16 protein-coding genes and 1 pseudogene are annotated in these 12979 nt (G+C 37.7%); 16 read left to right on the forward strand and 1 reads right to left on the reverse strand.

The annotated features are described in order from the left end of the window. Positions 1-26 precede the first annotated feature (26 nt). The 16 genes and pseudogenes from recA (at position 27) to JP36_RS06900 (ending at position 11409) form a co-directional block, all read left to right on the forward strand. Positions 27-1094, forward strand: coding sequence for a recombinase RecA (recA, locus tag JP36_RS06830; protein ID WP_039149605.1), 1068 nt, complete (start codon positions 27-29; stop codon positions 1092-1094). Positions 1095-1232: 138 nt separating this feature from the next. Beyond that, positions 1233-1676, forward strand: a complete 444-nt coding sequence (gene recX, locus JP36_RS06835) for a recombination regulator RecX (RefSeq protein WP_039149609.1) — start codon at positions 1233-1235, stop codon at positions 1674-1676. Between the two features lie 83 nt (positions 1677-1759). After that, the gene (djlA, locus tag JP36_RS06840) at positions 1760-2632 is read left to right on the forward strand and encodes a co-chaperone DjlA (protein WP_039149612.1); all 873 of its coding nucleotides are present in this window, start codon (positions 1760-1762) and stop codon (positions 2630-2632) included. Positions 2633-2638: 6 nt separating this feature from the next. Next, positions 2639-3583, forward strand: coding sequence for a tRNA dihydrouridine(16) synthase DusC (dusC, locus tag JP36_RS06845; protein ID WP_039173345.1), 945 nt, complete (start codon positions 2639-2641; stop codon positions 3581-3583). Beyond that, entirely contained in the window at positions 3573-4250 is a 678-nt protein-coding gene (gene yjjG, locus JP36_RS06850; RefSeq protein WP_039173348.1) for a pyrimidine 5'-nucleotidase, read from the forward strand. The genes dusC and yjjG overlap by 11 nt, the downstream gene beginning before the upstream one ends. Before the next feature lie 81 nt (positions 4251-4331). Continuing rightward, positions 4332-4673: pseudogene (locus JP36_RS11975) on the forward strand (ACT domain-containing protein); the annotation flags it as partial. Positions 4674-5015: 342 nt separating this feature from the next. Beyond that, the gene (locus tag JP36_RS11675) at positions 5016-5909 is read left to right on the forward strand and encodes a sigma 54-interacting transcriptional regulator (RefSeq protein WP_234702168.1); all 894 of its coding nucleotides are present in this window, start codon (positions 5016-5018) and stop codon (positions 5907-5909) included. A gap of 141 nt (positions 5910-6050) precedes the next feature. Continuing rightward, complete coding sequence (sspA, locus tag JP36_RS06860) at positions 6051-6689, forward strand: stringent starvation protein SspA (protein ID WP_039173354.1); 639 nt, start codon at positions 6051-6053, stop codon at positions 6687-6689. A gap of 9 nt (positions 6690-6698) precedes the next feature. After that, entirely contained in the window at positions 6699-7160 is a 462-nt protein-coding gene (locus JP36_RS06865) for a ClpXP protease specificity-enhancing factor (protein WP_039173356.1), read from the forward strand. Positions 7161-7302: 142 nt separating this feature from the next. Continuing rightward, a complete protein-coding gene (locus tag JP36_RS06870) occupies positions 7303-7830 on the forward strand; it encodes a prepilin-type N-terminal cleavage/methylation domain-containing protein (protein ID WP_039173358.1) in 528 nt (175 codons plus the stop codon). After that, positions 7787-8542 carry a PulJ/GspJ family protein gene (locus JP36_RS06875; protein WP_234702163.1) on the forward strand — a complete coding sequence of 252 codons (756 nt, stop codon included), beginning with the start codon at positions 7787-7789 and terminating at the stop codon, positions 8540-8542. Before JP36_RS06870 ends, JP36_RS06875 begins: the two co-directional genes overlap by 44 nt. Further along, the gene (locus JP36_RS06880; RefSeq protein WP_039147297.1) at positions 8526-9179 is read left to right on the forward strand and encodes a DUF2572 family protein; all 654 of its coding nucleotides are present in this window, start codon (positions 8526-8528) and stop codon (positions 9177-9179) included. Before JP36_RS06875 ends, JP36_RS06880 begins: the two co-directional genes overlap by 17 nt. Next, on the forward strand, positions 9169-9456 hold the full coding sequence (locus JP36_RS06885) for a DUF5374 domain-containing protein (RefSeq protein ID WP_234702164.1): 288 nt from the start codon (positions 9169-9171) through the stop codon (positions 9454-9456). Before JP36_RS06880 ends, JP36_RS06885 begins: the two co-directional genes overlap by 11 nt. Positions 9457-9514: 58 nt before the next feature. Continuing rightward, positions 9515-9841 carry a thiosulfate sulfurtransferase GlpE gene (gene glpE, locus JP36_RS06890; protein WP_039173366.1) on the forward strand — a complete coding sequence of 109 codons (327 nt, stop codon included), beginning with the start codon at positions 9515-9517 and terminating at the stop codon, positions 9839-9841. 147 nt (positions 9842-9988) lie between these two features. Next, a complete protein-coding gene (locus tag JP36_RS06895) occupies positions 9989-10507 on the forward strand; it encodes an NADPH-dependent FMN reductase (RefSeq protein WP_039173368.1) in 519 nt (172 codons plus the stop codon). Next, the gene (locus JP36_RS06900; protein ID WP_039173371.1) at positions 10504-11409 is read left to right on the forward strand and encodes a pirin family protein; all 906 of its coding nucleotides are present in this window, start codon (positions 10504-10506) and stop codon (positions 11407-11409) included. The genes JP36_RS06895 and JP36_RS06900 overlap by 4 nt, the downstream gene beginning before the upstream one ends. A gap of 83 nt (positions 11410-11492) precedes the next feature. Here the strand turns inward: JP36_RS06900 and ppx are convergent, their stop codons facing one another. Then, entirely contained in the window at positions 11493-12977 is a 1485-nt protein-coding gene (gene ppx / locus JP36_RS11505) for an exopolyphosphatase (RefSeq protein ID WP_039173372.1), read from the reverse strand. Positions 12978-12979 lie beyond the last annotated feature (2 nt).

Genomic DNA, 12979 nt, shown 5'->3' on the forward strand with positions numbered 1-12979 from the left:
AGTTTATAAATAAAAGGGCAATGAATATGACAACAAATAATGAAGATAAAGAAAGAGCGCTGGCAGCAGCATTAGGGCAAATTGAAAAACAATTTGGTAAAGGTTCAATTATGCGCCTTGGTGATACACAGACGTTAGATGTGGAAGCGGTTTCTACCGGTTCATTGGCGTTGGATGTGGCGTTAGGTATCGGTGGTTTGCCAATGGGGCGAATCGTTGAGATTTTCGGGCCTGAATCTTCAGGGAAAACGACATTAACTTTATCTGTGATTGCGCAAGCACAAAAAGAAGGGAAAACCTGTGCCTTTATTGATGCGGAACACGCATTAGATCCTATTTATGCTTCTAAACTGGGCGTTGATGTGCAATCCCTTTTGGTTTCTCAACCGGATAACGGCGAACAAGCGTTAGAAATTTGTGATGCTTTAGTCCGTTCCGGAGCGGTGGATGTTATTATTATTGACTCTGTAGCAGCATTAACACCGAAAGCGGAAATTGAAGGTGATATGGGGGATTCCCATATGGGGCTACAGGCTCGTTTAATGTCTCAAGCATTGCGTAAACTTACCGGTCATATCAAAACAGCAAACTGTTTAGTGGTATTTATTAACCAAATTCGTATGAAAATTGGTGTTATGTTTGGTAATCCTGAAACAACAACCGGTGGTAATGCATTAAAATTCTACGCTTCTGTGCGTTTAGATATTCGCCGCACAGGTTCAATTACTGATGGCGATGAGGTAATTGGTAATGACACTAGAGTTAAAGTAGTGAAAAATAAAGTAGCAGCACCATTTAGACAAGCTGAATTCCAAATTCTCTACGGAGAAGGTATTTCTAAAAACGGTGAGTTAATCGAATTGGGTGTAAAACATAAATTGCTCAATAAATCAGGTGCTTGGTACTCTTACAATGATGAAAAGATTGGACAAGGTCGTACCAATGCAATGAAGTGGCTTGCTGAACATCCAGATGTGGCTGTCGAGTTGGAACGCAAATTACGTGAAGAGTTGCTTTCCAATCCTGAACAATTGTTAGTAGCGGATGATACAGAAAAACAACCAGAAGATGATGCATTAAATTTTGGTGAATAATACCCTCAATATCCCTGCCTAAAATTAATAGTTTGAGCGGCAGGGATTTTTTCAATTTAGATAACATACAAATAGCTTGGTTATTTTAACCATTGCTTGTTATGTTCTCTCTTCAATAATATGAAAAGCGATTGAATTATGGAAAATCTTGCCCTTAATTATGTGTTGAAATTGTTGGAAATTCGAGATTACAGCGAATATGAATTACGTTGTAAGATGCAAGCAAAAGCCTTCTCAGAACAGGAAATAGAACAAACTATTGCGAAATGTCAGGAGAAAAATTGGCAAAATGATTTTCGCTTCTGTGAGAATTTCTTACTTTCGAGAGTACACAAAGGTTATGGATTACAACGTATTAAACAGGAGTTACAGCAAAAAGGTATTCAAAACGAAGTGATACAACACGCACTGGAACAAGCTGATATTGATTGGTATGCGTTAGCACAGCAGACGTTGGCAAAGAAATTTCCTGATTACGCTACAGTTTCCGATTTTAAAACCAAGCAAAAAATGTGGCGTTTTTTATTATCACGCGGTTTTTCTCAAGAAGAAATTTCAGAAGCGTTCAAACCGCAGGATTAGTGTTGAAATCCATTCGCGACTTCCCTATTTGTGCGGTAGAATAGACCGATTTTTTAACCTAGATAGAAGGGAAAAGATAAGAGATGAATTTTATCGGTAAGTTAATCGGGATTATTGTCGGTTTTAAATTCGGCGGCTTTTTTGGCGCAATTTTCGGCGCTATTTTAGGGCATTTTGCTGATAAAAAATTATACGAGTTGGGCAGTGTACGTTCCTCTTTATTCGGGCGTTCTGTTTCACGTCAATCTCTATTTATGCAAACCACTTTTGCAGTAATGGGGCATTTGAGTAAGTCAAAAGGTCGGGTTACTGAAGAAGATATTCAATTGGCTAATATGTTTATGGATCGTATGCAGCTTGATGAAGCTCATCGACAATTGGCAAAAGCGGCATTTACACGAGGGAAAGAGGCTGATTTCCCGATTCGTCAAGCTATTAGAGAATTTAGAATTGGGTGTGGACAGCGTACTGATTTGTTGAGGATGTTTTTGGAAATTCAAATTCAAACGGCGCTGGCAGATCAAGAATTGCATCCGAATGAAAAAGAGGTATTGTTCATTGTTGCCGAAGAATTGGGTTATTCAAGAATGCAATTTGAGCAGATGTTGGCGATGATTTATGCAGCACGTCAATTTTCTCAAGGCGGTTTTTATCGTCAATACCAACAACAAAATGGCGATTATCAATATCAACAATCCTACGGCGGATACCAAAATACGGCGCAAAGTTCTTCCGGGCCGACACTTGAAGATGCTTATCGTGTGTTAGGTGTATCGGAAGAAGATGATCGAACCGCAGTGAAAAGAGCTTATCGTAAATTAATGAATGAACATCATCCAGATAAATTGATTGCGAAAGGGTTGCCGGAACAGATGATGGAGATGGCAAAAGAGAAAGCCCAACAAATTCAAGCTGCCTATGATTTGATCTGTAAGGTCAAAGGCTGGAAGAAATAAAATAGAATGCGTTTAATTTTAGCACCTATGCAAGGGGTGCTTGATCCGTTTATGCGTCAGCTTTTAACCTCTTGTAATAATTATGATCTTTGTGTGTCTGAATTTGTTCGTGTCGTTGACCAGTTATTACCGAAGAAGGTTTTTTATCGGCTTTGTCCTGAATTGTATCAGCAGGGTTACACAGATAGTGCCACACCGGTAAGAGTTCAGTTGTTAGGGCAACATCCGCAATGGTTGGCAGAAAATGCTAACTTGGCGATTGAATTGGGATCTCACGGCATTGATCTTAATTGCGGTTGTCCTTCAAAAACTGTTAATGGTAGTTGTGGCGGAGCGAGTTTGTTAAAACAGCCAGAACTGATTTATCAAGCAACCAAAGCAATTCGCCAAGCGGTAAGTTCTGAAAAAATAGTTAGTGTGAAAGTGCGTTTAGGCTGGGACGATAAACAAAAAGCACTGGAAATTGCCGATGCTGTACAGCAAGGCGGTGCTGATGAGATTGCAATTCACGGTAGAACAAAAATGGATGGTTATCGTGCTGATAAAATTGATTGGCAGAAAATTGGAGAAGTGCGACAAAAATTATCTATTCCGGTGATTGCTAATGGTGAAATTTTTAATGCGCAACAGGCACAGGAATGTCTTGCCGTTACCGGTTGTGAAGATTTAATGGTGGCTCGCGGTGCATTGCAAATTCCCAATTTGAGCTATGTCATTAAAGACAATAACGAGGTAATGTCGTGGCGGAACACTTTGATTTTATTGCAATATTATAGTCGTGTTGATAATCAATGGGATAGCGGTTGGTATCATTTATCCCGTATTAAGCAGTGGCTTAGATTTTTATCGAATCATTTTATTGAAGCGGAACAGCTATTTGCAAAATTGAAATATTGTCAAAACAATGTGGAATTGCAAACTTTATTGGATAAGGAATGTGATGAAATATAACTGGATTCTTTTTGATGCGGATGAAACCTTATTCTCTTTTGACTCTTTTTCAGGGTTGAAACGACTTTTCACTCACTATGATGTTGATTTTACACAAGAAGATTTTATTGAATATCAACAACTTAATAAACCTCTTTGGGTAGCTTATCAAGATGGAAAAATAGATGCAAAAACCTTACAGGAACAACGTTTTAGTGAGTGGGGCAGGCGTTTGTCAGTGAAACCGGCGGAATTGAATCACGGCTTTTTATTGACAATGGCGGAAGTTTGTCGCCCGTTGGAAGGCGTGGTGGATTTGTTACAACAATTACAACATCGTGCTAAATTAGCCATTATTACCAACGGCTTTACCGCAATGCAGCAATTACGTTTGCAGAAAACGGGGTTAAGCGATTATTTTGAATTTGTGGTGGTTTCTGAAGAGATCGGCGTTTCTAAGCCACATCCTGATTTTTTCCATCACGCTTTGCAGTTGGCAAAACCTCGACATAGTGAGGAGGTGTTAGTTGTGGGCGATACATTGGAATCGGATATTCTTGGCGGTAATAATGCTGGCTTGGATACCTGTTGGTTGCATTATGGTAGAGATAACCAAACTGCGATATCGCCGACTTATCAAATAGAAACGATTGCCGAATTGTTACCGTTAGTGGAGAAAAAATCGTAAACTTTTCTTTACGCTGTCTTTATTTCTATACGAACTATCGGGTATTATAGCCGATAGTATAAAAATATGAGGAGATAAAAGATGCGTTTTGCGGTAACCTGTATTGATAGAATCGGGGTGGCTAAAGAAGTTCTGGATTTATTGGCTAAAGAGCAAATTAATTTAGAAGGGATTGAACTAAAAAAGATAGATCAAAATGGGATTATTTATCTGAAATTTGAAAAAATTGCCAATTTTCAAATTGATTATCTTAGCGATAAATTACGCCGAATTGATGGGGTAAAGGCAGTAACAAAATTGGATTATTTGCCTTACGAGCGTAAAACTATAGAACTCAATGCATTGTTTGAAGCTCTACCTCATCCGATCTTATCCATTGATTTTTCAGGGAAAATTGAGTTTGCCAATCAGCACGCCACCCAATTATTGTTACCCTATCTACAAGAAAAAAAGCCGAAGATCAGCTCATTACAAGATCAATTTCTGCTTGATGCAATTCCGGCATTACAACAATCCAGTTGGTATCAAACATTTTTAAAACAGTCAAAACAACATTCCGCACCGTTAGCGATTTCTCATCATATTCAGCTGGATGACCAACATTGGCGTTTTGATTTATTGCCGTTAACCTTGGCAGAAAATGAACAACAATTTATCGGTAGTGTGGTGACGTTACAATCTTTTGATATGTTGCGTATTGATGCCCAGCAATTCAATATTTATCACAGCAATACGTTTGATGAAGTGGTGGCTAAAAGCAAAAGAATGGCGGAAATGGTTGCAATGGCAAAAAAATTTGCCTTTTCTGATGCGCCATTATTGATTCAAGGTGAAACCGGAACGGGCAAGGAATTTATTGCAAAGGCGTGCCATCAGTTGGGGAATCGGCGAGATCAACAGTTTATTGCGGTAAATTGCGCCGGCTTGCCGCCGGAGGATACTGAAGCGGAAATGTTCGGTTATAACGCTAATGGGCATAAAACCATTGGCTTTTTTGAGTATGCGAATCACGGTACGGTGTTGTTGGATAATATTGCCGAACTCTCTTTGCCGATGCAGGCCAAATTGTTACGCTTTTTGAATGATGGTTCTTTTCGCCGAGTGGGCGAGGAGCAGGAACATTATGTTAATGTGCGTGTTATTTGTACTACACAAGAACCTTTATCCGCTTATGTTGAGCAAGGAAAATTACGGGAAGATCTTTATCATCGTTTAAATGTGCTGACATTAAATATTCCACCTTTACGAGAACGACAAGAGGATATTCCTCTGTTGGTACAGCAGTTTGTGAAACAGATTTCTGCTCGTTTAGGGATACCTCAGCCGTACTATGATAATGATTTTATTACATTTTTGCAGAAACACGTTTGGTCAGGTAATGTTCGTGAATTGTATAATGCTTTATATCGTGCTTGTTCATTGGTAGAGAATGGAAAGTTAACCATTAGTGGCTTGCATTTGCAACAGCAATGGTGTTCTCAGTTTAATCTTGAACAGTTACAAGGCGCAACGTTGGAAGAGATGTTGGGATATTTTGAAGCAGCAATTTTGCAGAAATTCTATGCCGAATATCCAAGCACGCGAAAATTGGCACAACATTTAGGTATTTCACATACTGCGGTGGCTAATAAATTACGTCACTATGGAATTACAAAATAAAATCTTTATAGATTAAATAGTTACATTCAATTTTTTTAAATTTATAACAGTATGACGGCAAAATGTGCTACAATCACCGGTCAAATTTTTAAATTATTATTCGGGTAACTGGCTTATACCCACTTTTTAGCGGAGGAATAAATGACGATAGCAGCCAATAGACGCTCAATTATGACACTTTTTACCGACAAAAACGATATTTACTGTCACCAAGTGAAAATTGTGTTGGCTGAAAAAGGTGTCGCCTATGAAACTGAAAATATCGAGCCGGGAGAAATTTCAGAAGATTTATTGGAACTGAATCCAACCGGAAGTTTGCCGACATTAGTGGATAGAGATTTAGTTTTATTTAATTCTAGAATTATTATGGAATATTTAGATGAGCGCTTCCCTCACCCACCTTTGATGCCGGTATATCCGGTTGCAAGAGCAGAGTGCCGTTTGTTAATGCAACGTATTGAAAATGACTGGTATCCTGTTTTTGCGAAAGCAGTGGATGAAAACAATCCAGATTCGATGTCTGCTCGCAAACAGCTACGTGAAGAATTATTAGCAGTTGCACCGATATTCACTCAATATGAATATTTTATGAGCAATGAATTCAGTTTAGTTGATTGCTATTTAGCACCTTTATTATGGCGAATTCAATTATTAGGAATTGAGTTCAGCGGTGCCGGTAGTAAAGCTATTAAAAATTATATGAATAAAGTGTTTTCACGTGATAGCTTTGCTAAATCATTAGGTAATAGTAGTGCGTTAAATATTATGGATGACAAATAAGGATAAATAATGACAGTATTAGCACCGAAACGTCCTTATCTGCTAAGAGCTTATTTTGATTGGTTAGTCGATAATGAGCTTACGCCTTATTTAGTTGTGAATGCCGATTATCCAAATGTTGATGTGCCGGTTGAATATGTAAGAGATGGTCAGATTGTGCTGAATTTATCACCAAATGCAGTAGGTAATCTTTCACTTGGTAATGAAGAAATTCGTTTTAGTGCCAGATTTAATGGAGTTATCCGGCATATTGTGATTCCATTGGGTGCAGCGTTAGCAATTTATGCGCGTGAAAATGGCGATGGTGTGATGTTTGAAGAGGAAGAAGCGTATGAAATCGCTGAAATCAATGATGATCAGCCGAACGGTTTTACCGATATTGTAGACACGCCACCTGACGAAAATAAAGAGAAGTCTAAAGAACAAAGCCAAGCGCAGAAAAAAACTTCTCATCTTAGAATTCTAGATTAATCCTCCATTGTGCCGCACCTGATGCGGCACTTTTTTATTTTAATTTTCTTTTTTCGATCCTGATCGCAAAAACAAGCACTATTTTGATCATTGTTATTAGAAACAATTAATCTCATTCAAAAAAGTGTTTTGGATTTTTGTAATGTCTAAATATCAACCGGGATTTACTTTGATTGAATTGTTAGTCGTGATCTTTATTTTCTCTTTGTCGTTGTTATGGGTTGCACCTGATTGGCGTAATATTCAGCAACAATTTCTACTTTATGTGGAACAGAATCGATTGCAACGCTATTTGGCTTTGGTACAACAACGTATAAACCATTCTTTGGAGAGCTGGCAGTTAATAGCCAATAAATCATCACATAATTGGTGTTTAATTGCACAGCCAAAAAGTACAACAATTTGTAATTGTTTATATTTACAAGGCTGTGAGAAATATCAAGAAAGATTAGTCTATATGCCATATTCACCGGAAAGAGTTACTTTTATTGCTAAAGATTATTATCCAAAAGAGTTGACTACGTTTAAACCGGAACGTAACACGATGAAAAAGAAGTGTTTTCTATTGCAGGCAGGGCAGCAAAGAATATTGTTTAAATATAGTGGCATTGGTGAGGTAAGAATCAATGAAAACATATCAGAGAGTGCCTGTTTACAATATGAAGATTAAGCATAAAACCTATTTTGTCGGGGCAACACTGCCTGAAATGTTAATTGTATTGATGATCTCGATGTTAATTGTATCCATCTTAGTTTCATTGTTGATGAGAATTCATCAATATCGCCAGCAACAACAGCAGCAGTTACAACTGCAAAATCAAGTACATAAAGCGTTGCAGCTGATGAGTAAAGATTTACGCCGTGCTGGCTATCACGCTGTGAAACAGGAAAATAACCTCGAATTGTTTCAGATAGATGGTAAGAGTATTCAATTAAATCAGGAAAAATCCGGTTATTATCAATGTGTTATGTTTTTTTATGATCTAAATATGGATGGTTGTATAGGTAGTCAACGGAAAAATCAAGCTTGTATTGAAAATGGACGCAATAGCAGTACCAAATTGAACGAGGAACTATTCGGTTATCGTTACGGTAATAACAATATTGAAATGTTGTTTATGGATAAAAACAGTTTTGATGAGAAATGCAGCACTGATGAGTGCCAACGACATCTCAATAATCCGAATTGTACTGCTAAACGTTGGTATAAATTGTTGCCGGAAAGTTATGTAGTGGAAACGTTGAAATTTAATTGGTTAGCAGAGAAAAAAGGGATTCAGATAACGTTAAAAGTATATTTAAATGAGCAAAAACAGATCACCTATCAAGCCACCGCATTAGTGCCATTACTCAATGAGGTACAAAATGCAGCATTACCATAGTGGTTATCTCAATTTATTAACCTTGTTATTTATTAACGCTATTGTGCTGTTATTGTTGTTGGTGGCAGAAGATGATTTATCACTTTATCGTCAAAATCTATCAATAAGACAAGATTATGCATTGCAACAAGCACAGTTATATCAACAGTATCAACAACAATATTCTGTTTTTTGTCAATCTAATCATATAGATAGTTTAAATTATACTGAAAGATTAACCGCAGAAAAATATAAATTTGGTAGTGGAATAAACCATTTTATTGATTGTGAGTTACAACAGATTTTTGTTCAGGAACCGAAAAAAAATTTAAATTCGCCATTAAAAAAATATTTCAATATCAACTATCCGTTCTCTACACCATCGATGGAACCCACTTCAGCTGTGCAGCCGCAAATATGGAAAGTGGAGCAGAATGTAATTACCTTAGAACAGGATTTTTATGGTGTGATTGTTGCTCTCAATGATGTAGAAATTTTAGGAAAAGGCACTATTTTTGGTGCAATTATTTATGAAAGAGAATTGCGTTATGGTGAAAATATTAAAATTGTATTTGATGCAGAGATTATCCGGAAGTTATCAAAACGATATTCAAGTTGGAAAATGAGGGGTGGTTGGCGTGATTTTGATGCAATATAATTTGAAGGGTGGCACTATTATTAGCGTATTGACGGCGTTGATTTTTTTGTCACTGTTATTGTTATCAGTGCAGCATTGGATTAATCGGCAGCAACATCAAACAGCAATATTGTGGCAAGCGACACAGGCTTTGCAAATTGCTGAAAACCAATGGAATTTAAGAGTAATCGGTGAAAATTGTGAAAAAAACGTGCAACAAAATGGCATTATTTTTAATATTCAATGTAGTGGTAATCAGGTGGTTGTGCATTATCCGCTAGGAAAAATTGTGTTGTAAGATTGTTAATAATCAAATGAAATTCTGTATAATATCGGCTCATTTTTATGGGGGATTTATGGTAGAAACTTTTCAAGAAATTGATGCACAAACTGCGTGGCAACTGGTTCAGGAGCGTAAGGCGTTTCTAGTTGATGTACGAGATATACAGCGTTTTGCATATAGTCATCCGCAAGGTGCGTTTCACTTGACAAATCAAAGTTATGGTGAATTTTGCCAACGATGTGATTTTGAAGATCCGATAGTAATCATTTGTTATCATGGTAACAGCAGCCGTAATGTAGCACAATTTTTAGTCGAGCAAGGTTTTGATGAGGTTTATAGTGTTCGTGGCGGTTTCGATGCTTGGTGCAAAGCGGAGTTACCAATAGAGTCGGGCTTGTGAATCTAAAGATCATATTTAAAAGTATGTGAAATTGAACATAATAATGAACAACTTGATTCTGAAAGAAGTTAATTTTGATTGATTGATATTGTACTATTTAGAGGGGATTACCCCCTTGTTTTTTTATAATTATTGGTAGATGAATTTATGAAAATTGCACTCATTGTAGGAAGTTTAAGCAAGCGATCATTAAATCGTCATATTGCAAATCAAATTCTGAAATTTGCACCAGAGAATGTTGAAATTGAAGAGATTGATATTAGTAATTTGCCCTTGTATAGCCAGGATTTAGATGAAATAGACATTCCATCCTATAATCGTATGAGAGAACAGATAAAGTGTGCCGATGCTATTCTAATTGCGTCTCCAGAACATAATCGAACCATTCCTGCCGCATTAAAAAATGTGATTGATATTGCTACTCGCCCTTATGGAAAAAATATGTGGATAAATAAAAAGGTTGCTATTATAACAGCCTCTCCAGGGGTTTATGGTGGTATTAATGCCGGTTTGGATCTGCGAAAAGTGCTAACTTTTGTTGGCGCCAATGTTTTATCTCAACCAGAAGTTTATTTGAGTAAAGCAAGTTTTGATCTAGATGAACGTACTACTAATTTCTTAAAACAGTTTGCGGAACACTTTTTTCAGTGGGTAGAAAATAAATGAGTATTGATAAATTTTTGGCTAAAACTAAAGATGTTGGCGGTATTCCTGTCGCTCGTCTTTTGCCTCAACATAAGCATAGAACCGTAGGAGCGTGGTGTTTTCTTGATCACGCTGGCCCAGCAACATTTAGTCAAGAAAATAAAGGAATGCAGGTTGGTTTGCATCCTCATACCAATTTGCAAACATTCACTTGGATGTTGGAAGGAGAAGTGTGGCATCAGGATAGTCTAGGTAATCGCCAATTAATTCGTCCGAAACAGGTAAATTTGATGACCGCCGGAACCGGTAATCATCGTGGTATCAGCCATACGGAACAGACGCCATCCGGTGTCAAAAATCTGCACGCGGTGCAGTTATGGATTGCTTTGCCGATGGATAAAGAGATCGAGCCTAATTTTGAGCATTATCCGCAGTTGCCGGAATGGTCGGATCAGGGTATTGATTACATTTTAACAACCGGTAGTTATCAAGGTCATCAAGCACCGACTAGTCAATTTAGTCCGTTAGTGGGTGTTGATATGCGTTTTCAACAGGCTCAAACATTTGAAATTGAGCGTCAGGATAAATTTGAATATGCCATTTTAGTGATAAACGGCACAATTAAAATTAATGGAGAGAGCTATGCCAAGGATGAAATTGCGATTTTATCTGATTGCACATCTGCTCAGGGAGAATTAAAGATGTGGGCAGAGCAGGGAACGCATATTATGTTATTGGGCGGTGAGCCGTTGTCGCATCCAACAGTGATTTGGTGGAATTTTGTTGCCGATAATGTGCAGGATCTGGAACAGGCAGTTAATGATTGGAATAACCATCATCCTCGATTTGGTTCGATTGATTTGCAAGGGACGGAGTTATCGCGCCTTGTCGCCCCAGCAATTCCAGCAGGATTAAAAAGATAATTCATTGGAATTATCAATCGATTAAGATACGGAAGAATTGAAATGCATAAGGGTACAGATCAGAGAAAAGTACCCTTATATTTTTATTGGTAATTAAAAATGATCCCCAAAGAGGCAAGGAATTTTTGTTCTTGTTGAAGATCGTTATTTAACAGTGGATTATTTTTAAGATAACGATTCGGAAAAGTTAATTGCCACTGTTGAGAGTGTTTGTTTTGCAATCCAGTTTCCGTCTGTTCCGTTGCTTGTCGTGCTTTATTAAAAATAACGGCTAAACGTAATAATAAAATCAGCGATATTACATCGTCATTGTTGTAACGATAACAGTCTGGGATATCGGCAATACGGAAAATTCCGGTATGAAAACGTGCTAAAATCGCTAATAAACGTTGTTGTTCATTATCAAAACCGGGCAATTCGGTGTTTTGTAAAATATAGGCAGAATGTTTTTGTACATTGCGATGGTTAATGACAATACCAACTTCGTGAGTTAATGCGGCATAGTATAAAATTTGTTTCATTTCTTCGCTGTATTGTGTGTCTTTCCATAATTTAAACTGTTTTGCCAACATCTGTGCAGTTTGTGCAACTCGCTGTGCCTGTTGCCGATCCAGATTAAATTGTTGGTTCAAGCTGTTTACCGTACGTTTACGAATATTACCGACACGGAATTTATCTTCAAAATTGTACATTACGCCTTCACGTACTGCGCCATCCGAATAACGCATACTTTTTATTTGGAATGTTTCAAATAGTGCTACTAAAATTGCCAGTCCCGGCACAAAGACATCAATGCGATTGTGGTGTAATCCTGGCAAATGCAGTTGTGTAAAATGAGTTACTTTGAGGGTACGTTCGATTAGATCATTAAGACGATTAAGGGTGATTAGCCCATCTTTAAAATGCAGAGCCAATAGAACTTCACTGACGGTTTTTATTGTACCGGATGAACCGAGAGTTGATTCCCAGCCAAGTTGACGATATTCCCAAGCGAGATCTTCAATTTTTTCTAAAGCGCATTGTTTAGCCTGTTGAAAACGTTGTTTACTGATAACGCCGTCTTTGAAAAAACGTTTAGCAAAGCTGACGCAACCCATATGACGACTTTCGGCAATTAACGGTGTGAAGTCGTCACCAATTACCATTTCCGTAGAACCGCCACCAATATCTATAACCAGTTTTCGACCTTTTTCTGGTTGGGTATGTGACACGCCAGCGTAAATTAATTTTGCTTCCTGTTGACCAGAAATAATATTGATTTTATAAGGGAAAACCCTCGCTGCTTGCTGCAAGAACTGATCACTGTTTAATGCTCGACGTAAAGTATAAGTGCCGATAACTTGTACATTTTCCTCAGGAAATCCCTGTAAACGTTCAGAGAAAAGTGCTAAACAAGCAATACCACGATCTATTGCTGACTGACTAAGGATTTGATTTTGATCGAGTCCTTCGGCTAATTGTACTTTTTGTTTAAGACGAGAGAGTATCTGGATTGAACCGTTCACAATACGGGCAACAATCATATGAAAACTGTTTGATCCAAGATCGACGACAGCAATTTCTTTCATAG

Source organism: Gallibacterium genomosp. 1 (genome assembly GCF_000771875.1).
Classification (GTDB): Bacteria; Pseudomonadota; Gammaproteobacteria; order Enterobacterales; family Pasteurellaceae; genus Gallibacterium.